The sequence below is a fragment of the Streptomyces sp. YIM 121038 genome, assembly GCF_006088715.1.
GTDB lineage: Bacteria > Actinomycetota > Actinomycetes > Streptomycetales > Streptomycetaceae > Streptomyces.
Genome location: NZ_CP030771.1, coordinates 4,677,107 through 4,700,463 on the forward strand (window position 1 = coordinate 4,677,107; position 23,357 = coordinate 4,700,463).

General features: G+C 73.2%; 18 protein-coding genes, 5 tRNA genes and 1 riboswitch. Of the genes, 11 read left to right on the forward strand and 12 right to left on the reverse strand.

Annotated features, from left to right (window positions below):
- Nucleotides 1–36: 36 nt before the first annotated feature.
- The gene (gene trmB, locus C9F11_RS19615) at nucleotides 37–816 is read left to right on the forward strand and encodes a tRNA (guanosine(46)-N7)-methyltransferase TrmB (RefSeq protein ID WP_249402200.1); all 780 of its coding nucleotides are present in this window, start codon (nucleotides 37–39) and stop codon (nucleotides 814–816) included.
- A gap of 167 nt (nucleotides 817–983) precedes the next feature.
- Nucleotides 984–2,321 (forward strand): PrsW family intramembrane metalloprotease, encoded by a 1,338-nt coding sequence (locus tag C9F11_RS19620; protein ID WP_171075796.1) that lies wholly within the window; start codon nucleotides 984–986, stop codon nucleotides 2,319–2,321.
- 2 nt (nucleotides 2,322–2,323) lie between these two features.
- Here the strand turns inward: C9F11_RS19620 and C9F11_RS19625 are convergent, their stop codons facing one another.
- The 5 genes from C9F11_RS19625 to C9F11_RS19645 all read right to left on the reverse strand — a co-directional run bounded on the left by C9F11_RS19625 (nucleotide 2,324) and on the right by C9F11_RS19645 (nucleotide 8,020).
- Nucleotides 2,324–3,268, reverse strand: coding sequence for an aldo/keto reductase (locus C9F11_RS19625; RefSeq protein WP_138960514.1), 945 nt, complete (start codon nucleotides 3,266–3,268; stop codon nucleotides 2,324–2,326).
- Between the two features lie 321 nt (nucleotides 3,269–3,589).
- On the reverse strand, nucleotides 3,590–4,735 hold the full coding sequence (locus C9F11_RS19630; protein WP_138960515.1) for a M23 family metallopeptidase: 1,146 nt from the start codon (nucleotides 4,733–4,735) through the stop codon (nucleotides 3,590–3,592).
- A gap of 11 nt (nucleotides 4,736–4,746) precedes the next feature.
- Nucleotides 4,747–4,916, reverse strand: a riboswitch (cyclic di-AMP (ydaO/yuaA leader).
- Nucleotides 4,917–5,147: 231 nt separating this feature from the next.
- Entirely contained in the window at nucleotides 5,148–6,257 is a 1,110-nt protein-coding gene (locus C9F11_RS19635; protein WP_138966737.1) for a PP2C family protein-serine/threonine phosphatase, read from the reverse strand.
- Between the two features lie 360 nt (nucleotides 6,258–6,617).
- A tRNA-Met gene (locus tag C9F11_RS19640) sits at nucleotides 6,618–6,691 on the reverse strand.
- Between the two features lie 69 nt (nucleotides 6,692–6,760).
- Nucleotides 6,761–8,020: an alginate lyase family protein gene (locus C9F11_RS19645; RefSeq protein WP_138960516.1), complete on the reverse strand. Its 1,260-nt coding sequence runs from the start codon at nucleotides 8,018–8,020 to the stop codon at nucleotides 6,761–6,763.
- Between the two features lie 260 nt (nucleotides 8,021–8,280).
- Here C9F11_RS19645 and C9F11_RS19650 point away from each other — a divergent pair, with 260 nt between their 5' ends.
- The 4 genes from C9F11_RS19650 (at nucleotide 8,281) to C9F11_RS19665 (ending at nucleotide 10,934) form a co-directional block, all read left to right on the forward strand.
- The gene (locus tag C9F11_RS19650; RefSeq protein ID WP_138960517.1) at nucleotides 8,281–8,778 is read left to right on the forward strand and encodes a SigE family RNA polymerase sigma factor; all 498 of its coding nucleotides are present in this window, start codon (nucleotides 8,281–8,283) and stop codon (nucleotides 8,776–8,778) included.
- Nucleotides 8,771–9,322 carry a hypothetical protein gene (locus tag C9F11_RS19655; protein WP_138960518.1) on the forward strand — a complete coding sequence of 184 codons (552 nt, stop codon included), beginning with the start codon at nucleotides 8,771–8,773 and terminating at the stop codon, nucleotides 9,320–9,322. The genes C9F11_RS19650 and C9F11_RS19655 overlap by 8 nt, the downstream gene beginning before the upstream one ends.
- A 228-nt stretch (nucleotides 9,323–9,550) precedes the next feature.
- Entirely contained in the window at nucleotides 9,551–10,678 is a 1,128-nt protein-coding gene (locus C9F11_RS19660) for a mannosyltransferase family protein (RefSeq protein WP_249402201.1), read from the forward strand.
- A 61-nt stretch (nucleotides 10,679–10,739) separates the two neighbouring features.
- Complete coding sequence (locus tag C9F11_RS19665; RefSeq protein ID WP_138960520.1) at nucleotides 10,740–10,934, forward strand: hypothetical protein; 195 nt, start codon at nucleotides 10,740–10,742, stop codon at nucleotides 10,932–10,934.
- 81 nt (nucleotides 10,935–11,015) lie between these two features.
- Here C9F11_RS19665 and C9F11_RS19670 read toward each other — a convergent pair.
- The 4 genes from C9F11_RS19670 to C9F11_RS19685 all read right to left on the reverse strand — a co-directional run bounded on the left by C9F11_RS19670 (nucleotide 11,016) and on the right by C9F11_RS19685 (nucleotide 15,031).
- Nucleotides 11,016–11,088: transfer RNA gene (locus C9F11_RS19670), tRNA-Lys, on the reverse strand.
- A 215-nt stretch (nucleotides 11,089–11,303) separates the two neighbouring features.
- Nucleotides 11,304–13,592 carry a DEAD/DEAH box helicase gene (locus C9F11_RS19675; RefSeq protein ID WP_138960521.1) on the reverse strand — a complete coding sequence of 763 codons (2,289 nt, stop codon included), beginning with the start codon at nucleotides 13,590–13,592 and terminating at the stop codon, nucleotides 11,304–11,306.
- Nucleotides 13,593–13,935: 343 nt separating this feature from the next.
- Entirely contained in the window at nucleotides 13,936–14,487 is a 552-nt protein-coding gene (locus C9F11_RS19680; protein ID WP_138960522.1) for a hypothetical protein, read from the reverse strand.
- 193 nt (nucleotides 14,488–14,680) lie between these two features.
- A complete protein-coding gene (locus C9F11_RS19685; RefSeq protein WP_192918148.1) occupies nucleotides 14,681–15,031 on the reverse strand; it encodes a metallopeptidase family protein in 351 nt (116 codons plus the stop codon).
- Between the two features lie 66 nt (nucleotides 15,032–15,097).
- Here C9F11_RS19685 and C9F11_RS19690 point away from each other — a divergent pair, with 66 nt between their 5' ends.
- The 4 genes from C9F11_RS19690 to C9F11_RS19705 all read left to right on the forward strand — a co-directional run bounded on the left by C9F11_RS19690 (nucleotide 15,098) and on the right by C9F11_RS19705 (nucleotide 17,064).
- Nucleotides 15,098–16,693, forward strand: a complete 1,596-nt coding sequence (locus C9F11_RS19690; protein WP_138960523.1) for a metallophosphoesterase — start codon at nucleotides 15,098–15,100, stop codon at nucleotides 16,691–16,693.
- An 80-nt stretch (nucleotides 16,694–16,773) separates the two neighbouring features.
- Nucleotides 16,774–16,846: transfer RNA gene (locus C9F11_RS19695), tRNA-Glu, on the forward strand.
- 39 nt (nucleotides 16,847–16,885) lie between these two features.
- A tRNA-Asp gene (locus C9F11_RS19700) sits at nucleotides 16,886–16,960 on the forward strand.
- Nucleotides 16,961–16,987: 27 nt separating this feature from the next.
- A tRNA-Phe gene (locus C9F11_RS19705) sits at nucleotides 16,988–17,064 on the forward strand.
- Between the two features lie 189 nt (nucleotides 17,065–17,253).
- Here C9F11_RS19705 and C9F11_RS19710 read toward each other — a convergent pair.
- The 3 genes from C9F11_RS19710 to C9F11_RS19720 all read right to left on the reverse strand — a co-directional run bounded on the left by C9F11_RS19710 (nucleotide 17,254) and on the right by C9F11_RS19720 (nucleotide 19,306).
- The gene (locus C9F11_RS19710) at nucleotides 17,254–18,105 is read right to left on the reverse strand and encodes a cytochrome c biogenesis CcdA family protein (RefSeq protein WP_138960524.1); all 852 of its coding nucleotides are present in this window, start codon (nucleotides 18,103–18,105) and stop codon (nucleotides 17,254–17,256) included.
- The gene (locus tag C9F11_RS19715) at nucleotides 18,102–18,860 is read right to left on the reverse strand and encodes a thioredoxin domain-containing protein (protein WP_138960525.1); all 759 of its coding nucleotides are present in this window, start codon (nucleotides 18,858–18,860) and stop codon (nucleotides 18,102–18,104) included. Before C9F11_RS19715 ends, C9F11_RS19710 begins: the two co-directional genes overlap by 4 nt.
- 68 nt (nucleotides 18,861–18,928) lie before the next feature.
- On the reverse strand, nucleotides 18,929–19,306 hold the full coding sequence (locus C9F11_RS19720) for a hypothetical protein (RefSeq protein ID WP_138960526.1): 378 nt from the start codon (nucleotides 19,304–19,306) through the stop codon (nucleotides 18,929–18,931).
- Nucleotides 19,307–19,389: 83 nt separating this feature from the next.
- On the opposite strand from C9F11_RS19720, the gene hrpA reads away from it, so the two are divergent.
- On the forward strand, nucleotides 19,390–23,331 hold the full coding sequence (gene hrpA / locus C9F11_RS19725; protein ID WP_138960527.1) for an ATP-dependent RNA helicase HrpA: 3,942 nt from the start codon (nucleotides 19,390–19,392) through the stop codon (nucleotides 23,329–23,331).
- Nucleotides 23,332–23,357: the final 26 nt, after the last annotated feature.

Genomic DNA, 23,357 nt, shown 5'->3' on the forward strand with positions numbered 1-23,357 from the left:
GCTCGGGGCGCCCCCGTCCGGTCCCGCCGCACTAAAATCGACGGCACTGTGTCTGAGAACTCCCGCCCGAAGGGCGCCCCCCGTTTCCCCGAAGGTCCCGTGCCCGACCCCTCCGGCGGCCGGTTCGAGCGGCGGATCCGCAGCTTCACGCCGCGCCGCAGCCGGGTCACCACCGCGCAGGGCGACGCCCTGCAGCGGCTGTGGCCCAAGTGGGGCTTCGACATCGACGGCGCGAAGGTGCTCGACCTCCAGGAGCTGTTCGGCTCCGAGGCGCCCGTCGTCCTGGAGATCGGCTTCGGCATGGGCGAGGCCACCGCGCAGATGGCGGCCGCGGACCCGGACACGAACATCCTCGCCGTGGACGTGCACACCCCCGGCCAGGGCAACCTGCTGAATCTCGCGGAGCGGAACGGCCTGTCCAACATCCGGGTCGCCAACGGCGACGCCGTGATCCTGCTCCGGGAGATGCTCGCCCCGGAGGGCCTGGACGGCGCCCGCGTGTACTTCCCCGACCCCTGGCCCAAGGCCCGCCACAACAAGCGGCGCCTGATCCAGCCGGACTTCCTGACGCTGCTCGCGCCCCGGCTCAAGCCCGGCGCGGTGCTGCACTGCGCCACGGACTGGGAGCCGTACGCGGAGCACATGCTGGAGGTGCTCGGCGCGCACCCCGACTTCGAGAACACCCAGGCGGACGGCGGGTACGCGCCGCGGCCCGACTTCCGGCCGCAGACCCGCTTCGAGGGCCAGGGCCTGCGGAAGGGACACGTCGTGAACGACCTGCTGTTCCGCCGCGCCGCCACGCTCACCCAGGGCTGAGGCGCTCCGCGGGCCGCCGGGGCCGGACCACCGCCGACTCCGCGGCCCGCCACCGCCGAGACACCGTCGGGTCCGCGGCCCGCCACCGCCGAGACACCGCCGACTCCGCCGCCCGCCGTCGCCGAGGCACCGTCGCGGCCCGCCGCAACCCTCGTTAGGGTCGATCCGTGGCCACCAGCCCCGCACTCCCGAGCCACCCGACGCCGCCCGGCGGGCCCGACGGGTCCGACGCGTCCGCCGGGGCACCCGGGCCCCGGCATCCGCGCTGGTGGCAGCGCGGGGCCATCCGGGCGACGGGCCTCGTCATCCTGCTCGCCCTCTCCGGCCTGGTGATCCTCGCCCTGGTGCGCGAGCAGACCGGCACCGAGGGCTTCCTGGTGGGGCTCGGCCTCGCCACGCTCCCCGTGCCGCTGCTGATCGCCGCGTTCCGCTGGCTGGACCGGGTGGCGCCGGGGCCCTGGCGGAACCTGCTGTTCGCCTTCTCCTGGGGCGCCTGCGCGGCCGCGCTGATAGCGATCATGGCGAACAGCTTCGCGACCCGCTGGATAGCCACCGCGACGGCCGACCCGACCAGCGCGGACACCCTGGGCGCGACCGTCATAGCGCCCGTCGTCGAGGAGACGGCGAAGGCGGCGGCCGTCCTGCTCGTCTTCCTGTTCCGCAGAGCCGACTTCACCGGGGTCGTCGACGGGTTCGTGATAGCGGGCGTCACCGCCACCGGCTTCGCGTTCACCGAGAACATCCTCTACCTCGGCAACGCCTTCGGCACCGACCAGCTCAGCGGCGAGAGCGGCCTCGCCTCGGTGACCGCCGCGACCTTCTTCGTCCGCGTTGTCATGTCACCGTTCGCGCATCCGCTCTTCACCGTGCTCACCGGCATCGGCTTCGGCACCGCCGCCGTGACCGCCGAGCACCACACCGCCCGCCGCAGGCTGCTGCCGTGCGCCGGGCTGCTCCTCGCGATGGGCCTGCACGCCTTCTGGAACGGCTCCGCGGGCTTCGGCGAGTACGGCTTCTTCGTCGTGTACGCGACCTTCATGCTGCCGGTCTTCGGGCTGCTCACCTGGCTGGCCGTCTGGCTGCGCCGGCGCGAGCTGCGCCTCGTGCGCGACGAGCTGCCCGTGTACGTGGCCGCGGGCTGGTTCACCGCGCCCGAGCCCTACGCGCTGGGCTCCCTGCCGGCCCGCACGCTCGCCCGTGACTACGCGGCCTTCCACCTGGGCAAGCCCGCGGGCCGCACCGTCGTCGAGTACGAGACGTGCGCGACGGCCCTCGCGCTCCTGCGCCACCGCGCCCGGCACGGCAGGGGGGGCGCCGACTTCGTCGCGCGGGAGCGGGAGCTCCTCCAGGCCCTGTGGGAGCGCAGGGCCGTGGCCGCGCCCGCGCTCGGGTACGCGGCGCGGGCGACGGCCCCGGTCCTGGTGCCGCTGCCGCACGCCGCGTACGGGCCCGTCGGGGCGTACGGCCCGGTGCTTCCCCCGTGCCACAACCCCTATCGGCCCTGACGTCAGGCGGAGGCCGCCGTGAGGGCCGCGAGCTCGGCCCCGGTCAGCTCCAGGTCGCCCACCGCGAGGAGCGCCGGAAGCTGCTCCAGGGTGCGGGCCGATGCGATCGGCGCCGCCACGGTCGGCTGCGCGGCGAGCCAGGCGAGGGCGACGGTGGCGACCTGCGCGTCGTGGGCCTCGGCCACCTCGTCGAGGGCCGTGAGGACGCGGCGGCCGCGCTCGGTGGCCAGATACTCGCCCGCCTTCTCGGCCCGGGCGCTGTCGACCTCCGTGCCCGGGCGGTACTTGCCGGTCAGGAAGCCCGCGGCGAGGCCGAAGTACGGGACGGCGGCGAGCCCGGAGCGCGAGGCGATCTCCTGGAGCGGGCCCTCGTAGGTGTCGCGCGAGACGAGGTTGTAGTGCGGCTGGAGCGCCACGTACCGCACCAGGCCCTCGCGGTCGGAGAAGTCGAGGGACTCCTGGAGGCGCTCGGGGGTGATGTTCGACGCGGCGATCGCGCGCACCTTGCCGGACCGCACCAGCTCGTCGAGGGCGGTGATGAACTCCTCGACGGGCACGGACGGGTCGTCGTAGTGCGTGTAGTACAGGTCGATGTAGTCGGTGCCGAGGCGGCGCAGCGACTCCTCGGCGGCGGCCTTGATGGTGCTCGCGGACAGGCCCTTGTACTCGGGCAGCGCGCCGACCTTGGTGGCGACCACGACGTCGTCGCGGTTGCCGCGCTCGGCCATCCACCGCCCGAGGACGGTCTCGGACTCGCCGCCCTTGTTGCCGGGCACCCAGAACGTGTAGGCGTCCGCGGTGTCTATGAAGTTGCCGCCCGCGGCGGCGTAGGCGTCGAGGACGGCGAAGGACTGGTCCTGGTCGGCGGTCCAGCCGAAGACGTTGCCGCCGAGGGCGAGCGGGAAGACTTCGAGGTCGGACGATCCCAGAGGGCGAAGAGTGGTCATACCGGCGCCAACATCCTTGCGAAGTCGGGAATTCCGGTGAGGGACGGCGGATTCCAGACAACGGATTCCAGGATGCGGAACCCGGTCGGGGAGGCCGCGGGACGCGGGAACCGGCGGCCCTGGCGTCGGGGGGTCGTCGCCAGGGCCGCCGGAGTCTGAGGACCCTTCGCGGTCAGCCGCCAGCCGTCGGCTCGCGGCCGTCGGGAGTCAGCGGCCGGGGGTCAGCGGCTAGCGGCCGTCGGAGGCCAGCGGCCGGAGGCCAGCCGTCGGCTCGCGGCCGTCGGCGGGGCGCGCGGCCACGGGGCTTCGCGGCGGGCGGGATCAGGGCGTCAGGCCCTTGCCGCGCAGCCAGGACAGCGGGTCGATGGCCGCGCCGCCGCCCGTCCTGACCTCCAGGTGGAGGTGGACCCCGGTGACGTTGCCCGTGCCGCCCATGCGGCCGATGACGTCGCCGGTGCTGACCTTCTGGCCCACGCTGACGGAGAGCGAGGACTGGTGGCAGTACCAGATCTCGGTGCCGTCATCGAGCTTCAGGACCGTGCGGTAGCCGTACGCGCCCGCCCAGCCGGCCTCCGTGATGGTGCCGGAGTGGACGGCCTTGAGCGGGGAGCCGTTGGGGCCCGCGAAGTCCAGGCCGGTGTGCCGCCCGGAGGACCACATGGAGCCGGAGTCGCCGAAGTGGGAGGTGAGGACGTACGAGGAGGCGGGGAGCGTGAAGCTCTTGGCGAGCTTCGCGAGGCGCTCGGCCTCGCGCTTCTTGCGGGCCGCCTCCTCCTTCTTCCGCTTCTCCTCCGCGGCCTTCGCCTTGACCTCGGCCGCCGCCTTGCCCTGCTGGGCCGTGGCGGTCGCGGCGGCCCTGGCCACGGCCGCGTCCTCGGCCTGCCTGCGCTGCGCGTCGTCCGCCTGGTGGTGCTGGTTCTCGGCCTGCTGGAGGATGCGGGCCCGCAGGGCCTCCCCCGCGTCCGTGGTGCCCCGCTCGGCGTCGGCGCCGGTGACGCCCGCGGAGCTGAGGGGCGCCGCGGCCGCGGCGGTGGCCGGGGCGGCGGTGTCGTCGCCGTCGACCAGGGCGCCGACGCCCGGCAGCGAGTCCGCGACGGACGCCAGGTCCGGCAGGGCGATGGAGACGGGCGGCTTGCCGCCCTGCGCGGTGGCGATGCCGCCCGCGCCGACGGCGGCGATGACGCCGACGCCGAGGACGGTGGAGCTGCGGGCGAGGCCGCCGCCGCCCTTCTTGTGGATGCGGTGCTTGCCGCGCACGGGGCGGACGGTCTCCGCGGTGGGGTTCCACTCCTCCCAGGAGGCCGGGGGCTCCTGGGCGGCGTAACCGGCATACCCGGCGGGCGCGGAGGCCTCGGCGTGGTCGGCGTGCCCGGTGTGTCCCCCGGGTCCTTCGCCGCCGTCGGCACCCTCGATGAGGCTGCCGTGGGGTATGTAGAGCGCTTCTGGGGCAGGCCGGTTGGACGCCACGGGGGCGCACTCCTTTCCTTCCTTCTCGCCTACCGGGTTAGCTGACGGGTTCGGAGCAGGAAGGTCTCCTACGGCCGCTGCTCGTGCACGGCGGATACGGGTCCGCGTGCGCGAGAGGCGTCCGATTCACCCCAAGATGGTGGTTCCCCGGCTCCCTTGCGGGATTAGGCGCGTGCGCGCGGAGCCGCCGGGTGTGACGGCTGGGACGACCGCGCTGCGTTATCGAACGTTAATAGACAGCGGGTCGGTATTCCAAGCTGTTCGGGTTGATCGTTAACGCTTACGCCACGAACACAACGGGACATCAAGGCCGGGAATAGGGCGAGTTGAGCGCGTGCCATGACGCTGCGCAGTGGAATCGATCTTCAGGTATGGATGACGGGTCGTCAGTTGCGCTGCGCTGGGGCTCCGTTCAGTCACGGGGTGTGACGGGCCGTCGTACGGCGAGGAGGGCCATGTCGTCGGTGGCGCCGCCGCCGGTGTGGTCGAGGACCTCGGCGACGAGCGTGGACAGGAGCGCGTCGGGGGCGTCCGCGCCCGAGAAGACGCGGCCGCCGAGCCGGGCCGCGGGGTCGTAGAAGACACCCCGCGCGTCCCGGGCCTCGCTGAGCCCGTCGGTGTGCAGCAGCAGCGTGGATCCGGGCGGGAAGTCGGTCTCGTCCGCGCGGTCGGGCCAGACGCCGAGGTCGCCCATGCCGAGCGGCAGCGCGGGTTCGGCGGGCGAGAGCACGCGCAGGCGCCCGTCGGCGCGCAGCAGCAGCGGCTCGGGGTGGCCGCGGTTGACCAGGCGCACGCTGCCGCCGCCGCGCGGGATCTCCGCGAGGACCGCCGTGGTGAACCCTTCGAAGGCGTCGAGCCCGTCGCGCCGCGTGCCCTCGCGCGCCAGGGCACGCTCCAGGCGCTGCGCCACGGCTTCCAGGGTGGCCTCCTGCTCGGCCGCCTCGCGGAAGGCGCCGATGACGACGGCGACGGCGGCCACCGCGCCCATGCCCTTGCCGCGTACGTCGCCGACGATGAGGCGGACGCCGTGCGGGGTGTCCTGCACCGCGTACAGGTCGCCGCCGATGAAGGCGTCGGCCTGCGCGGCCTCGTACCGGGCGGCGACGTCCAGGCCGCCGATGCGCGGGTCCGGCTGCGGCAGGACGGCCCGCTGCGCGGCCTCGGCGATGGAGCGGGCGGAGGCGAGGCGGGCGTCGCCGCGGCGGACGACGCGGTTGATCACGACGGCGAGGGCGCCGACGGTGAGCATGGTGACGAAGGAGGTGACGACCTCGACGTCCACGCCCGCGTGGTTGTCGATGCGCAGGGCGAGCACGGCGGCGCAGGACACGGCGGCCGTCGCCACGGTGGTGCCGAGCGAGAAGAACGGGGCCGCGATCAGGGGCGCGGCGGCGAACAGCGGGGACGCGGTGAACTGGGGCGGCGTGAGCGCGTCGAAGGCGACCCCGACGAGGATCAGGAGCGGGGGCAGCACGCGGGTGAGGGCCCGCTCGCGACGCGGTGCCCGGCCCTCAGCGCCCATGGCGCGCCCCCGGCCCGGCACCGGTACGGAGGTCCCCACCGCCCAAAGCAACCACCGCTCGACTCCCGCCGCAGACCCGCCGCATCGGCCCAAGGCTTCCCGCGTTGGGGCCCGGGGGCGACCCGGCGTGCTCCGAGTGGGTGATCCGGCGGGCAGCGTGCGCCCTGGCGCGGGGCGGTGGCGCGCCGACCCGCGCGGACGGCGTGCGCCCCGCCCGGCGGCGGCCTCTGGCACCGGCCCCTGACGGCGGCCCTGGCGGCGCCCCGTGCTCGCGGCGCTCCGGAGCCCCGGCGCCGCCCCGGGCCACCGGAACGCCGAAGGCCCGGAATCCCTGAGGATTCCGGGCCTTCGGCTCTTGAGTAGCGGGGACAGGATTTGAACCTGCGACCTCTGGGTTATGAGCCCAGCGAGCTACCGAGCTGCTCCACCCCGCGTCGGTGAACCCAACAGTACGCCATCAGGGGCACAGAACGCGAACTGGTACCCGAGGTGCCCTCCGCGCCTCAGGTGTTCTCCGCGTGCGTCAGCGTCTCCCAGGCCACGAACAGGTCGTCGGTGCCTTCCGGGCGCCGCTCCAGGGTGAGCTTCCGGGTGTTCGGCAGGTCCATGCCGAGGCGGCCGCGCAGATGGTTCAGGCCGACCTCCGTGTCGGGCCCGAGGTCGCGCTGGAGCCTGCCGCCGCACAGCCAGCCGGGTGCGGTGGCGCCGAGCTGGTAGCCGGAGTGGAACTCGAAGGCGGCCCGCAGCCGGTCCTTGACCTCGGCGTACAGGTCGACGCCCTGGTGCCAGGCCGTCTCGGCGATGTGGGCGGTGGCGGCCAGGGAGTACCCGGCGTGCTTGAAGTTGCGGCAGGTCTCCTGCGCGAGCCCGTCGGCGAACTTCTTCTGTCCGAACCAGTAGCGGCTCAGCTCTGCCGCCGTGTCGAGGTCGCTGCCCCGGGGCGCCACGGGCAGCGGTCCGTCGGACTTCAGATAGAAGTACGCGGGCACGCGGCCACGGAAGTGGCGCACCGCCTCCTCGAAGGCCGCGTGGTCGTCGAGGAACACCGCCATGCCGATGACGGCGTCGGCCATGACGAGGTCCCAGTTGCCGTTGGACTCGACCGAACCGGCCACGACCTGGGGCAGATAGGCGTTGCGGAGCATCCGCTCGAAGCGCAGCAGGTCGCCGTCGGCCCAGCCGTCGTAGGTGTAGCGCACGGCCTCGGCCGCGCGCGCCCAGGAGCTGGCGGCCCAGGCGGTCTGCAGGCCCGCGTTGGCCTCCGTGTGCCGGGTGACGACCCGGGCCCAGGCGTCCATGATCGCGATGGCCTTCTCGGCGTGGGCGCGGTCGCCGGTGACGTTGTAGAGCAGTGCCTGGGTGTACGCGGCCAGGGCGTCCTCGCGCTCCTCCACGCAGCCCTGGCCCGGCTCGTTGCCGGGCGGGCAGGCGACCACGGCGTACGGCTTCGGGCGGTAGTCGGCGGCCGCGTACTTGCTGGCGCGCAGCTGCTCGTACGCCGTGCGCCAGGGCTGCTCGCGGGCCGCGACGTGGGCGCGCACCCGGTCGAACTGGGCCTTGCTGACGAGGACACCCGGATGGCTGAAGGGCAGGTCGGCGCGGCGGGCGGGGGCGGTGGCCGCGTCGCCGGGCCCGTCGGAGCCGCCGCAGGCCGGGGCGGCGAGGGCGAGGAGCAGGGCGAGGGCCGCCCCGCGGATCCGGCGGCCGCGTATGCCCCCGCGGGGCCCGCGGGACCGGGCCCCTGGTTGTGCCTGAGCCGCCATGCCGCACCTCCGGATCACGTTCCACTGGCAGCGTGCCGCGGCGGCGCCGGGGGCGCAGGATTTGTTGGGCCGGTCGTGGGGCGCCCCGCCGCCGACGCGGGCGGCGAACCCGCGGGCAGGGCGGGCGGCGAACCCGCGGGCGCCGCGGGCCGCGTCCGGCCTGTGACCGTCGTCACCTGGATCTTTCGTCTTCCGTGTCATCCGGACGCGGGTCGGCGGGCGTATGCACGGTGAGACCAAGGAGATCCGGGAGCAATCTGTTGACCGTCGAGGAGTTCGAGGAGTTCTACGCGCACGCGGCCGCACGACTGACGGGGCAGCTGTACGTGATGCTCGGTGACCTGCACGAAGCGCAGGACGTCGTGCAGGAGGCGTTCGTCAAGGGCTGGAGCCGCCGGGGGCGGCTCGACCGCGACGGCCGCCCCGAGGCGTGGATCCGCACCGTCGCCTGGCGGCTCGCGGTGAGCCGCTGGCGCGGCGTGCGCCGCTCGGCGTCGGCCTGGCAGCGCAGCGGCGCCCCGCCGCACACCGAGGGCCCTGGCCCCGAATCGGTCGCCCTGGTCGAGGCGTTGCGCGAACTGCCGCCGCAGCAGCGGCGGACGCTCGCCCTGCACTACATGTGCGACCTCTCCGTCGAGCAGATCGCCGGGGAGACCGGCCTGTCCCCCGGCACGGTCAAGACCCATCTCTCCCGCGGCCGTGCCGCGCTCGCCCTCCGTCTGACAGACCCGCGTACCGAGGAGGCCCCCGGTGTCTGAACCGCACGACCCCCTGCGCTCGCTGTTCCAGGAGGCCGCCGACGCCGGCCGCGTCCGTGCCGGTGTGCCGCCCGTCTCCGTCGTCGTCCGGCGCGGCCGCCGGGCCCACCGGGTCTTCGTCACGGCCGTCGCCGTCGCCGCGACCCTGTTCGTCGCGGGCGCGGGCGCCCTGGCGCTGACGTACAGCTCCGAGCCGACGCCGCCCGCCACCGTCCCTTCGGGCCCCCAGTCGCCGACCGTGCCGCGCTCGCCCTCTCCCTCCCCTTCGCCCTCACCGACCACGGACGACCAGTCGCCGCCCCCGCCGAGCACGAGCTTTCCGCCGCCGGAGACCTCGGGCACGGCGCCGCAGCTCGGCGACCCGGAGAGCAGCGCGCCGCCGCGCACCCCCACGTATCCGCCGGAGAGCGGGGAGGCGCTCGGTACGGCGCTGGGGGCCGCGGGCTCCGACACGGGCTCCGACACGGGCTCCGACACGGGCTCCGACACGGGCTCCGACACGGGCTCCGGCACGGGCTCCGGCACGGGGGCGCCGCGGGGCTGATGCGCGGGGGCTCTTGAGCGCGGGGCCGCGCCTCGGCAGCAGCACCCCGCACCTACCCGCCGCACCGCCGCACGGACGCACGGCACCCCCGCACGCCCCAAAACACCCCAACCCACCCACGGAGGCACCGTCTTGTCCGTTTCCTCCCCGCCCCGGCCCCGGTCGCGGGCGGCCGCCTCCGTCCAGGTCCCCCGACGGCGCGGCGCCCCGCGGCGCGGCCGGTGGCGGCTGCTCGGCAAGGAGGACACGGACGTCCTCTTCCTCTACGTGGTCACGCGCGCGGGCCTGTGGACGACGGCGTACGGCGCCACCTGGCTGTTCCCGCCCGACTCCCGCACCCGCCACGCCGCGTCGCCGCTGTCCGCCTGGCAGCAGTGGGACTGGTGGCACTACCTGCGCATAGCCCAGGAGGGCTACTTCCCCGGTGACCTCCGCCCCGGGATGGAGGGCTGGGACAACCGGGAGGCCTTCTTCCCGGGCTTCCCGTTCACACTGCGCGCCGTCCACGCCGTCGTACCGGACTGGGCGGCGGCGGGGCTGCTCGTCTCCTTCGCCGCCGGGGCGGTGGCGGTCCTGGCCCTCGCCCGCATCGCCCGCGACCACGTGCCCCACCCGGACGCGGGCCGCAGGGCCGTCCTGTTCTTCCTCCTGTCGCCGTGCGCGGTCTTCCTCGCGGCGGGCTACACCGAGGCGCTGTTCCTCGCCTTCGCCCTGCCCGCGTGGCTGGCGGCGCGGCGGCGCGCCTGGCCGCTCGCGGCGGTGCTCGCCGCGCTCGCGACCACGGTCCGGGTGAGCGGCCTGTTCCTGGCCGCCGCGCTCGCGGTCCACTTCCTCACCACGGTCCGCGCCCACCGGGACGGCCGCGCCCTGCCCTGGCTGCTGCTGCCCGCGCTGCCGCCGCTGGCGTACAGCTGGTACCTCAAGTCCCGTACCGGCGACTGGATGGCGTGGAAGCACGCCGAGGAGCGCGGCTGGTACCGCGACTTCCACGCGCCGTGGGAGGCCTGGCGCAACACCTGGGAGGCGGCCTTCGGCCACACCACGTCCACCGGCTACGCCGTGGAGTTCCAGGCCGAGCTCCTCACGATGGTCCTCGGCCTGGCCCTGACCGGCTTCCTCCTGTACCGCCGCCGCTGGCCGGAGGCGACGTACACGGGCCTGGCCCTCGTCGCCCTCGGCACGTCGTACTGGTACATGTCACTGCCGCGCGCCACCCTCCTGTGGTGGCCGCTGTGGGTCTCCCTGGCCGCCTGGAGCCTGCGCGCGCCGCGCATCCGCACGGCCTACGTCTGTCTGGTCGCGCCCCTCATGACCCTCTGCGCCCTCACGTTCCTGACGGGCCGGTGGGCGGGCTAGTTCCCCTGGGAAGCCTGAGAGGATGCGAGCAGCCCGACGGGGCCCGACCAAGGGGGAGCGCATGCTCGTACTGCTCATCGTGGTGCTCGTACTGACGCTCGCCGGCTTCGGCGCGGTCGTCTGGACGGTCCGCGGCAACGCCCCGCGCGGCATCCGCGCCGCGGCCCGCCTGACGTCCGCCGCGGGCGAGGCCGCGAGCCGCTACCAGAAGTCCCAGAAGCACCACCGCGGCGACGACAACCAGGGCCTCCAGTAAGCAGACCGAGGGCCCGGCGGATCTCCTCCACCGGGCCCTCGCCCACACCACCGGGAGCGCCCCTGCGGCCGCTCCCTCCGGTAGACCGTGTGGGACTCGAACCCACAACCAATGGATTAAAAGTCCACTGCTCTGCCAATTGAGCTAACGGTCCTCGCCGACGTGATGTCGGCGCACCCATGAGCATAGCCCGCCGGGCCCCGCAGTCCGATCGGGTATCGGCGGCACGGCCGTGGCGGTTGGTCGAACCGCGGAGCGAACCGCCTGCGGTGGACCGGGGTTGTGCAGGGACGGCGTACGCGTGAAGGCGGGCACATCCGGAGATGTGCCCGCCTTCATCAGTCATCGGCTGTGTGCCGGACCGGCGTGTCAGCCGTTGCGCTTCCAGCGCGGCTTGTCGTCGCGGCGGCCGAAGGAGCCGCCGGAGCGGTGGTCGTCACGGCGGTTGTACGACGGACGGTCGTGGCCGCCGGAGCGGTAGCCGCCGCCGGCCGGGCGGTCGTCGCGGCGGTCGCGGTTGAACGGACGGTCGCTGCCACGGTGGCCGGACGGGCGGTCGTCGCGGCGGAAGCCGCCACGGTCGCCGCGGTCGTCGCGGCGCTCGAAGGGACGGCCACCGCGGTCGTCACGGCGCTGGAAGCCACCGCGGTCGCCGCGGTCGTCACGACGCTGGAAACCGCCACGGTCACCGCGGTCGTCACGACGCGGGAAGCCACCGCGGTCGCCGCGGTCGTCACGACGCTGGAAACCGCCACGGTCACCGCGGTCATCGCGACGCTGGAAACCGCCACGGTCGTCACGACGGTCACGGTCGAAGGAACGGCCGCCCCGGTCGTCACGACGGTCGTCACGGCGCTGGAAGCCACCGCGGTCACCGCGGTCGTCACGGCGCTGGAAGTTGCCACGGTCGTCACGACGGTCACGGTCGAAGGAACGGCCGCCCCGGTCGTCACGACGGTCGTCACGGCGCTGGAAGCCACCGCGGTCACCGCGGTCGAAGCCCTCGGCGCGCTCGGCCTGCGGCTGGTCCGTCTGCTCCGGCACGGCGACCGGCGCGGCCTCGGCCACGGCGGCGTCGGCGGTCTCGGCGGCGGCAGCGGCGATCGCCTCGGCCGGGTCCTCGCCCCGCTCGCGCGCGGCCCGCGCGGTGAGGCGGTCGGCCTCCTCGCGCAGCTCGGCGGCGCGGCGCTGGGCGCGCTCCAGCTCCTTGGTCAGGCCCTGCACATCGCGCTCGGCCTGGCTCGCGGCCTGGCTGGCGGAGTCGGCCTGCACCTCGGTCATGGAGCGGGCGCCGGTGATCTCGGCGACCTCCGGGTCGAAGGCGCCGCCGCCGTTGATGACGTGGCGGGAGGCGTCGACGCCCGCGTCCTCCATGAGGCGGAAGATCTGGCGGCGCTGGTGCGGCAGGGAGAGGGACACGACCGTGCCGGAGCGGCCCGCGCGGGCGGTGCGGCCGGAGCGGTGCAGGTAGTCCTTGTGGTCGCCGGCCGGGTCCACGTTCAGGACCAGGTCGATGCCGTCGACGTGGATGCCGCGGGCGGCGACGTCGGTGGCGACGAGCGCGTTGACGTAGCCGTCCTTGAAGTCCGCGAGGGTCCGCGTACGCGCGCCCTGCGTCATGCCGCCGTGCAGCGCGTCGGCCTTCACACCGGCGTCGCGCAGCTGCTCGGCGATGCGGTCGGCGCCCAGCTGGGTGCGGACGAAGATGATGGTGCGGCCCTTGCGCGCGGCGATCGCGGCGGTGACCGGCGCCTTGTCGCGGGGCTTCACGATCAGGATGTGGTGCGTCATGGTCGTGACGGCGCCCTGGGCGGCGTCGACCTCGTGGCTGACCGGGTTGACCAGGTAGCGCTTGACCAGCGTGGAGATCTCGTTCTCCATCGTGGCCGAGAACAGCATGCGCTGGCCGCCGGCCGGGACCTGGTCGAGCAGCTCGGTGACCTCGGGCAGGAAGCCCAGGTCGGACATCTGGTCGGCCTCGTCGAGGACGGCGACCTCGACGTTCTCCAGGGAGCAGGCGCCGCGGTTGATGATGTCGCGCAGGCGGCCCGGGGTGGCGACGAGGATGTCGACGCCGCGCTCCAGGGCGTAGATCTGGTTGCCCATGGACGTACCGCCGCAGACGACCTTCATCTTCAGGCCGAGGACGTCGCCGTAGGGCTGGAGGGCGTCGGCGACCTGCATCGCCAGCTCGCGGGTCGGGGTCAGGATGACCGCGCGGGGCTTCTTCTTCTCGGTGTGGCCCTCGGCGAGGCGCGCCAGGGTCGGCAGACCGAAGGAGAGGGTCTTGCCGGAGCCGGTGCGGCCGCGGCCGAGGATGTCCTTGCCGGCCAGGGCGTCCGGGATGGTCGCGGCCTGGATCGGGAAGGGGGTGTGCACGCCGTTGCGCGCGAGCTTGCGGACGACACCGTCGGGCAGACCGAGGTCGCCGAAGGTGATCTCGGGCTCGGCGTCGGCGTCAGCCTCGGTGTCGGCGGCCTCAAGGGCCTCGGTGTCGGCGGCCTCAGGGGCCTCGGCCTCGACGACCTGCTCCGCGGGCTCTACGGCCTCGGGCTCCACGGCCTCGACGGTCGCGGCGGCCTCGACGACGGCCTCGGCCATGTCGAGGGCGGACTCGTTCTCGGGCAGGACGGCGTGGTCAGAACTGGAAATGGACATGCGAAATGCGAAACCTTCCGGAGTCTCGGCACGCGCCCGTCAACTCCGTGATTTCGCAATGGACCGCCTCTATGCGGTCAGCCACGGCAAGGGAGAGTACGCGCCACGCGGCGCTCTTCTGTGTCGGCGCCGGGCAAATGGGATCAAACGATCTACCACCATACGCACCTACCACCCACATTGGCAAATGCGCACCACAGGAGCCGGATGTCGAGGGCGACGACGCGGCGGAGAACCAAGCCCGCCGAAGCCCGCCCAGAGCCCGTCCGAAGCCGCCCGAAGCCCGTCCGGCGCTTGAGGACGAGGCCGAAGGCCGATGGCCCGCGCCCCACCCGCCCCCGGGCTACGCCGGGCCCGCCTCCGGCGACGGCTCCCCCTGCTCCTTGACCGGCCCCTCCGCCTCCCCGTGCGCCGACGACGAGGGCTCCGGGGTCGTGGGGTCCGGCGACGGCGTGGGCGGCTCGGGCGTCGGGTCCGGGGTGGGGGTGGTCCGCGTGGGGCGGGGCCCCGGCTTCGTGCGCGTCGGCGTCGGCCGCCCGTTCTTCGTCGGCTCGACCGACGCGGCGGCGGTGCCGGACCCGGCCCGCGACGGCTTGCTGCCCGGCTTGTCGTCGCCGTCGGCCTCCGGCGACGCCTCGCCCTTGTCGCCGCGCTTGCCCTTGCCCTTCTTCCCCTTGCCGTCGCCGCCCCCGCGGCCCCCGTCGTCGTCGCGCCCGCGCTCGTCGCCGGGCAGCACCGTGCCGCCGTCGGGCGCGGCGGCGCCCCCGCGCTCCTTGACCGACTTCCCGGGCACGGGCGCGCCGCTCCCGTCGTCGCCGATGCTCATACAGCCCGCGGTCGCCGCGACGGCCACCACGGTCGCGGCCCACCGGACGGAAACGTAGAACTGGCGCACGGCCGAGCACCTCCGAGGCGCAGGGGGAGAGAGACGACCTGCCCAACTCCCGCGCCCGGCAAGAGGACACGCGCGGCACCGCCCCAAGAAGGACCCGCGCCCGGCCCGGCGACCCGGCCGATCAGGGACGGCAGGGCCCTGCCCGGGGCCGCCGCTCGGCCGATCGGGGACGGCCCGGTCCGGCCGGGGCCGCTCAGCCGTACCCGAGCGCGTGCAGCCGCTCGTCGTCGATCCCGAAGTGGTGCGCCACCTCGTGCACGACGGTGATCTCCGTCTCCGCCACGACGTCCTCGCGCGACGCGCACATCCGCAGCGTCGGCCCCCGGTAGATGGTGATCCGGTCCGGCAGCACCCCGGCGTACCACTCGCCCCGGTCGGTCAGCGGCGTGCCCTCGTAGAGCCCGAGCAGCTCGGGGTCGTCGCTGGGCGGCTCGTCCTCGACGAACACCGCCACGTTGTCCATGAGCCGTGTCAGCTCGGGCGGGATCCGGTCGAGCGCCTCGGCCACCAGTTCCTCGAACTCCTCACGCGTCATCTCCAGCACGGGCCCATTGTCGACCGTCGATCACCGGCAGGCATAGCCACCTCTCCGCGCGGGCATACGCGCCCAATGGGGCGCGACGTCACGGTCGTTCTGCGGTACCTGCGCAGCCTGCGCGGTGCCCCCACCACTCTCGTCGACCGCGTCCGCGCCTTCCGGCGCGGACCCCGCAGCAGCCGCGAATGCGCACGTCAGGGGCGTGCCCTGGCCGAGCTCGGCAGGAGCCCGCGCCCTTTCGCGCGCTCCCTGGGCCTGGTCACCGTCGTGGTGCTCGGCGCCTGGCTCGGCCTGCTGATCGTCGGCAGCGTCCGTACGTCCGTGGGGCCGATGGACACCCGAATGGCGCTGCGGCCCTCGCTCACCGGCGGCACGAAGATCGACGTGTCGCCCCTGGGCTCCCTGGAGCTGCGCTCGCACACCGCGCCGATCCGCCTCGACGTCGACGTGGACCGCCTCGACCCGGTGCGCTCCGAGGCCCTGGTCGACCACCCCGAGCGGATCTCGGGGCTCCAGGAGGAGGTGGCCTCCGACGTGGCGAACGGCACGCTGAACCTCGCGGTGCGCTCCTGCGCCGCGGTCGTCGCCGGGGCGACCGCGCTCGGCCTCGCCGTCTACCGCCGCCCCCGGCGCGCGCTCGCCGCGGGCGGCCTGGCCCTGACCCTGCTCGCCGCGTCCGGCGTGGCCGCGTTCGCCACCTGGAACCCCCGGTCGGTCCTGGAGCCGAGGTTCTCGGGGCTCCTCAGCAGCGCGCCCTCCGTGGTCGGCAACGCCCGCAACATCGTCAGCGAATTCGACGTCTACCAGAACGAGTTGGCGCGCCTGGTGACGAACGTGACCAAGCTGTACGACGTGACGTCGACGCTGCCCGCGTACGAGCCGGACCCCTCCACGATCCGCCTCCTGCACGTCTCCGACATCCACCTCAACCCGGCGAGCTGGAAGATCATCAACTCTCTGGTCGAGCAGTACGACATCGACGTCATCGTCGACTCCGGCGACACCATGGACCACGGGACCTCCGCCGAGAACGCCTTCCTCGACCCCGTGGAGGACCTCGACGCGCCGTACGTGTGGGTGCGCGGCAACCACGACTCCACGACCACGCAGCGCTATCTGAAGCGGCTCAAGAACGCGCACGTCCTGGACGGCGGCAAGCCCGTCGACGTCGCGGGCCTGCGCTTCGCGGGCATCGGCGACCCCCAGTTCACGCCCGACCGGTCCACCAAGGCGGAGGGCGACCCGGCGGAGGAGGTGGCGGGCATCACGCTCGCCTCGTCCCTGCGCGCCCAGGCCGCCGCGCGCACCCCGGTCGACGTGGCGGTCGCGCACAACCCGGTGGCCGCGCGCGAGACCGACGGGACGGTGCCGCTGGTGCTCGCGGGGCATCTGCACCACCAGGACATGGAGGTCATGGACAAGGGCACCCGGCTGCGGACCGAGGGCTCCACCGGGGGCAGCGGGCTGCGCGCCGTCGAGGGCGAACACCCGGACCCCGTGGAGACCTCCGTGCTCTATCTGGACCGCGCGACCAAGCGGCTCCAGGCCTGGGACGAGATCAAGCTCGGCGGGCTCGGCCTCACGAAGGCCGAGGTCAGCCGCCATCTCCCCAAGGAGAACCAGCCCGGGGCCGAGCCCTCGACACCCCCGCCGGGCCCTCCTTCGTAAACCGTTTTGGCGATAGGTCCCCGCATCCCATATGCTTCTCACGTCCCCGACGCGCTGCGAAGCGCCCAGGCGGGTCGATAGCCCTCATCGTCTAGCGGCCTAGGACGCCGCCCTTTCAAGGCGGTAGCACGGGTTCGAATCCCGTTGGGGGCACGCACCACCCTGTGCGAGACTAGTGCTCGCACAACGCAAGGTCCTGTGGAGCAGTTTGGAGTGCTCGCCACCCTGTCAAGGTGGAGGCCGCGGGTTCAAATCCCGTCAGGACCGCTTGCAGATCACCTCGGTGAGCTGCGTGGCTGGGTAGCTCAGTTGGTACGAGCGATCGCCTGAAAAGCGATAGGTCGCCGGTTCGATCCCGGCCCCAGCCACCATCACGAAGCCCCCGTCTCCGGACGGGGGCTTCGTCGTTTCCCGGCTCTACGAGAGGCCCCGTGGAGCCCCCTCCCCCGGCGGAGCTTCCCCCTTCCCGGCGGATGTTTCACGTGAAACACCTTGGGCCGCAGGCCAGTTGGCCTGCGGCCCAAGGCGGGCACGGTCCCGGGCGGGCCCGGGAGCGGGGGCTACTCCGCGTCCGGTGTCGCCCGCGGCTCCGCGCGACGGCCGCGGAGGGCCGCCGCGAGGGCCACCACGGCCGCTACGGCGACCAGGCCGACGAGGACCGCCCAGTCCGGCACCGCGTCGCCGATGCGGCTCGCCTTCTCCTGAACCGTGTACGAGTCGTCCACGTCGAGCAGACCGGGCAGCGCGGCGGCACCGTCATAGGCCAGGAACAGCGCGCCCAGCAGCACGAAGAACAGGCCCGAGAGCAGGGACGTGGTGTGCAGCTCCAGACGGCCGACGCGGAAGGCACGGCCGCGCAGCCACCGCCGCCGCCCCAGGTCGAACCGCTCCCACAGCGCGGCGAGCACGAACAGCGGCACCGCCATCCCCAGCGCGTACACGGCGAGCAGCGCGCCCCCGTACACCGGGCTGCCGCTCACCGCGGCGACCGTGAGGACGCTGCCGAGGATCGGGCCCGCGCAGAACCCCGCGAGCCCGTAGACGGCACCGAGCGCGTACACCGACACCGCCGTGGTGGGCCGGATGCGCCCGGACAGCTCGGCGAGGCGGCGGGAGGCGAAGCCGAACCCCACCACCTGCGCGATCCCGAGCGCGATGATCGTCCAGCCCGCCCAGAACACCAGCTCCTCCCGGTGCCCGAAGAAGAACCGCCCGGCCGTGGACCCGGCGGCCCCGAGCGGCACGAGGGTCGTGGCGAGCCCGGCGTAGAAGATCCCCGTCCGGGCGAGCAGCCGCGACGTGGAGTCGATCGAGTACGCGAAGAACGCCGGAAGCAGCAGGGCGCTGCACGGGCTGACCAGGGCGAGGAGACCGGCGAGGAAGGCGGCGAAGTATCCGACGTCGGCCGTCACTTGCCGGACCCTGCCTTGCCGCCCTTGGCGCGGCTCGCCGCCGCCTTCTCGATCGCCTCCTCGAAGACGGACTGGGGCTGCGCGCCCGCGATGGGCCGCCCGTTGATCAGGAACGACGGCGTGGACGTGGCGCCGAGCTTGTAGCCCTCGTCCTGGTCCTTCTTCACCGCCGCCTTGGCCGCGTCGCTCCCGGCGTCCCGCAGGAAGCGCGGGACGTCCTTGACCCCGGCCTCGCGCGCCAGCTCCTTGAGCCGGCCGTCACCGAAGCCCTTCTCCTTGGCCCCGTCCGCGTAGGCGGCCTCGTGGAACTGCCAGAACCGGCCCTGCTTGCCCGCGGCCCAGGCGCCGCGCGCCGCCCGCTCGGAGTCCTCACCGAAGATCGGGAAGTTGCGCCACTCGATGCGCAGAGTGCCGTTCTCGACGTACTTCTTCACCAGGTCGGGCTCGGTGTCACGGGCGAACTTGCCGCAGAAGCCGCACTTGAAGTCCGCGAACTCGATCATGACGACAGGGGCGTCGGCCTTGCCCTGGGCGAGCGGGTCCTTGGCCTCGCGGCGCGCGAGCCCCTCCAGCTCGGGGAAGACGCCCGCCTCCGGGGCGGCGGAGTCCGAGCCCTTCTTGGCGGACGCGGAGGACCCCGTGGACGCGGAGTCGTCCGGCTTGGTGGCCGTGTAGGAGGCGAGGCCGAGCGCCCCGGCGGCGACGACGACCGCGGCGACGACGGCGATGTTCTTCTTCTTGCGGGCAGTGGACATGGTGATGCGCTTCTCCTGTTGCGTGCGTAGGCGTGCGTAGCTGAAGGGGCCCCTGAGACAGGGGCCTCCTACACGCGCAGGACGGAGAGATCCACCGGTGAGGGCGGCGTGAGCGGCGGCGGCGCGCGCAGCGACGCGACGGCCCGCACGGCCGGCTCGCTTCCCCAGGAGTCGTAGTCGACGACACGGGCCGCGTACGCCGACGGCGGCAGCTCGTACCCGGGGCCCTGCCGCGGCGGCACCGCGGGCCGCTGCCCCAGGTCGGAGGCGTCGCTGCGGCCGCAGCCGGGCACGCCCCGCCCGTCGGCGTCCTGGACGAAGACGTGTGCCGCCCGCTCGACGGGCGGCGCGGGCCGGTCCGCGAAGGCGGGCCCGCAGAACGCCCCGAGCACCACGAGCAGCACCGCCACCAGGGGGCACCACGGCGTACGCACACGGGACAACATGCCCGGAATGGTACGTGCCGCGGCGCGCGCCCCGGGAAATCGGTTGGCCACCTGTGAGCACCGGGTGAGATCCTGGGACGCGTATGTCTACGCAGCCCGCCCTCACCCTCGACGCCCTCGCCCCCCGCCTCTCGGAGCTGTCGCTGCGCGACGCGCACCGCATCGGCCGGCGGCTCGAAGGTGCGCGCCGGATCCGCAAGCCCGAGGCCCGGGCCACCGTCCTCGCCGAGATCGCGACGGACATCGACCAGGCCGCCACCAGGATGGCGGGCCGCGCCGACGGCGTGCCCGCGATCACCTATCCCGAGCAGCTGCCGGTCAGCCAGAAGAAGGACGCGATCCTGGAGGCGATCCGCGACCACCAGGTCGTGATCGTCGCCGGTGAGACGGGCTCCGGCAAGACCACCCAGATCCCGAAGATCTGTCTGGAGCTCGGCCGCGGCGTGCGCGGCCTCATCGGTCATACGCAGCCGCGCCGCATCGCGGCCCGCACGGTCGCCGAGCGCGTCGCCGACGAGCTGAACACACCGCTCGGCGAGGCCGTCGGCTGGAAGGTCCGCTTCACCGACCAGGTCAGCGGCAACACGTACGTGAAGCTGATGACGGACGGCATCCTGCTGGCCGAGATCCAGACGGACCGCGAGCTGCGCGCGTACGACACGATCATCATCGACGAGGCCCACGAGCGCAGCCTCAACATCGACTTCCTGCTCGGCTACCTCGCCCAGCTGCTGCCGAAGCGCCCGGACCTGAAGGTGGTCATCACCTCCGCGACCATCGACCCCGAGCGGTTCTCGCGGCACTTCGGTGACGCCCCGATCGTCGAGGTCAGCGGCCGTACGTATCCGGTGGAGGTCCGTTACCGCCCGCTCCTGGAAGAGGAGGGCGACGACCCGGACCGCGACCAGATCACCGCGATCACGGACGCGGTCGAGGAGCTCCAGGCCGAGGGCAAGGGCGACATCCTGGTCTTCCTCTCCGGCGAGCGCGAGATCCGCGACACGGCGGACGCCCTGGAGAAGAAGAAGTACAAGTTCACCGAGGTGCTGCCGCTGTACGCGCGGCTCTCGCACGCCGAGCAGCACCGCGTGTTCCAGCAGCACACGGGTCGAAGAATCGTCCTGGCGACCAACGTCGCCGAGACGTCCCTGACCGTCCCGGGCATCAAGTACGTCATCGACCCGGGCACGGCCCGCATCTCGCGCTACAGCCACCGCACGAAGGTGCAGCGCCTGCCCATCGAGGCGATCAGCCAGGCCAGCGCCAACCAGCGCAAGGGCCGCTGCGGCCGCACCAGCGACGGCATCTGCATCCGCCTGTACTCCGAGGACGACTTCACCGCCCGGCCGGAGTTCACGGACGCGGAGATCCTCCGGACGAACCTGGCGTCGGTCATCCTCCAGATGACCGCGGCGGGCCTCGGCGACATCGAGAAGTTCCCCTTCATCGACCCGCCGGACCACCGCAACATCCGCGACGGCGTGCAGCTCCTCCAGGAGCTGGGCGCGCTCGACCCGGCGCAGAAGGACCCGCGCAAGCGCCTCACCCAGCAGGGCCGCAAGCTGGCGCAGCTGCCGGTGGACCCGCGGCTGGCCCGCATGGTCCTGGAGGCCGACAAGAACGGCTGCGTCCGCGAGGTCATGGTGATCGCCGCCGCCCTGTCGATCCAGGACCCGCGCGAGCGCCCCGCCGACAAGCAGACGCAGGCCGACCAGCAGCACGCCCGCTTCAAGGACGAGACGTCGGACTTCCTGGCGTACCTCAACCTGTGGCGGTACGTGCGCGAGCAGCAGAAGGAGCTCGGCTCCTCCGCGTTCCGCCGCATGTGCAAGCGGGAGTTCCTGAACTTCCTGCGCATCCGCGAGTGGCAGGACATCTACACGCAGCTGCGCACGGTCGCCAAGCAGATGGGCATCCAGCTGAACGACAGCGACGCCCCCGAGAAGCAGGTGCACATCTCCCTGCTCGCCGGGTTGCTGAGCCACATCGGCATGAAGGACGTCAAGGACGGCGCGAAGAACGAGTACCTGGGGGCGCGGAGCGCGAAGTTCGCGATCTTCCCGGGATCCGCGCTGTTCAAGAAGCCGCCGCGCTTCGTGATGTCCGCCGAGCTCGTCGAAACGTCACGCCTGTGGGCCCGGGTGAACGCGCGCGTCGAGCCGGAGTGGGTCGAGCCGCTCGCCCAGCACCTGCTCAAGCGCACGTACAGCGAGCCGCACTGGGAGAAGGACCAGGCGGCCGTGATGGCGTACGAGAAGGTGACGCTGTACGGCGTCCCGCTCGTCACCGACCGCAAGGTGAACTACGGGCGGATCGACCCCGAGGTCTCGCGCGACCTGTTCATCCGCAACGCGCTCGTCGAGGGCGACTGGCGCACGCACCACAAGTTCTTCGCCGACAACCGCAGGCTGCTCACCGAGGTCGAGGAGCTGGAGCACCGGGCGCGGCGCCGCGACATCCTCGTCGACGACGAGACGCTCTTCGACTTCTACGACCAGCGCGTGCCCGAGGACGTGGTGTCGGGCGCCCACTTCGACTCCTGGTGGAAGAAGAAGCGCCACGACGAGCCGGAGCTGCTCGACTTCGAGCGGTCCATGCTCATCAACGAGCGCGCGGGCGACGTGTCGAAGGACGACTATCCCGACTCGTGGCGCCAGGGGCCGCTGAAGTTCCGGGTGACGTACCAGTTCGAGCCGGGCGCGGACGCGGACGGCGTGACGGTCCACATCCCGCTCCAGGTGCTCAACCAGGTCTCCGCGGAGGGCTTCGACTGGCAGATCCCCGGCCTGCGCGAAGAGGTCGTCACGGAGCTGATCCGCTCCCTGCCGAAGCCGATCCGCCGCAACTACGTCCCGGCGCCCAACTACGCCAAGGAGTTCCTGAAGCGGGCGACGCCCCTCCAGGAGCCGCTGCACCTCACGCTGGCCCGTGAGCTGCAGAAGATGGTGGGCGTGCCGGTGCACGGCGACGACTTCGACCTCGGCCGCGTACCCGACCACCTGAAGATCACCTTCCGGATCACCGACGAACGGCGCCGCAAGCTCGCCGAGGACAAGGACCTGGAGGCGCTCAAGCTCCAGCTCAAGCCGAAGGCCCGCAAGGCCCTGTCGCAGGCGGCGGCCGCCACGGCGGAGCGCACGGGCGGCGCCACCATCGAGCGCACCGGCCTCACGGACTGGACCATCGGGACGCTGAACCGCGTCTTCGAGACCCGCAGGGCGGGCCAGCCGGTGAAGGCCTTCCCGGCCCTGGTCGACGACGGCGACACGGTCTCCGTACGCCTCTTCGACACCGAGGCGGAGCAGGTCCGGGCCATGTGGACGGGAACGCGCCGGCTCATCCTGCGCAACATCCCGGTGAATCCGGCCAAGTTCGCCCAGGACAAGCTGACCAACCAGCAGAAGCTCGCCCTGTCCGCGAACCCGCACGGCTCCATGCCCGCCCTGTTCGCCGACTGCGCGACCGCCGCCGCGGACAAGCTGATCGCGGACTTCGGCGGGCCGGTGTGGGACGAGGAGTCGTACCGCAAGCTCTACGAGAAGGTGCGCGCCGAGATCGTCGACACGACGGTCCGCACGGTCGCGCAGGTCCAACAGGTCCTCGCCGCCTGGCAGGCCTGTGAGCGGCGCCTGAAGTCGACGCGCAGCCCCGCGCTGCTCGCCAACCTCCAGGACGTGCGGGAGCAGCTGGACGGCCTCATCAAGCCCGGCTTCGTCACCGGGACGGGCATCCGCAGGCTCCAGGACCTGATGCGCTACATGGTCGCCGCCGACCGCCGCCTCCAGCAGATGCCGGCGAACGCGCAGCGGGACACCACGCGCATGGAGAAGGTCCGCGAGATGCGCGACGAGTACGCCTGGCTCCTGGAGCAGCTGCCGCAGGGCCGCCCGGTCCCGCAGGAGGTCCTGGACATCCGCTGGATGATCGAGGAGCTGCGCGTCAGCTACTTCGCCCACGCGCTCGGCACGGCCTACCCCGTCTCGGACAAGCGCATCGTGAAGGCCATCGACGCGGCGGCGCCGTAACCGTCCGGGCACGCAGGGTGAGTTCG

Bases quoted from the DNA above. Each gene is read 5' to 3' on its own strand.
- C9F11_RS19625 (WP_138960514.1), bottom strand. From the start codon at position 3,268: ATGACCACTCTTCGCCCTCTGGGATCGTCCGACCTCGAAGTCTTCCCG.
- C9F11_RS19635 (WP_138966737.1), bottom strand. From the start codon at position 6,257: ATGGGCGCTGAGGGCCGGGCACCGCGTCGCGAGCGGGCCCTCACCCGC.
- C9F11_RS19645 (WP_138960516.1), bottom strand. From the start codon at position 8,020: ATGGCGGCTCAGGCACAACCAGGGGCCCGGTCCCGCGGGCCCCGCGGG.
- C9F11_RS19665 (WP_138960520.1), top strand. From the start codon at position 10,740: ATGCTCGTACTGCTCATCGTGGTGCTCGTACTGACGCTCGCCGGCTTC.
- C9F11_RS19675 (WP_138960521.1), bottom strand. From the start codon at position 13,592: ATGTCCATTTCCAGTTCTGACCACGCCGTCCTGCCCGAGAACGAGTCC.
- C9F11_RS19690 (WP_138960523.1), top strand. From the start codon at position 15,098: ATGGGGCGCGACGTCACGGTCGTTCTGCGGTACCTGCGCAGCCTGCGC.
- C9F11_RS19715 (WP_138960525.1), bottom strand. From the start codon at position 18,860: ATGTCCACTGCCCGCAAGAAGAAGAACATCGCCGTCGTCGCCGCGGTC.
- C9F11_RS19720 (WP_138960526.1), bottom strand. From the start codon at position 19,306: ATGTTGTCCCGTGTGCGTACGCCGTGGTGCCCCCTGGTGGCGGTGCTG.
- hrpA (WP_138960527.1), top strand. From the start codon at position 19,390: ATGTCTACGCAGCCCGCCCTCACCCTCGACGCCCTCGCCCCCCGCCTC.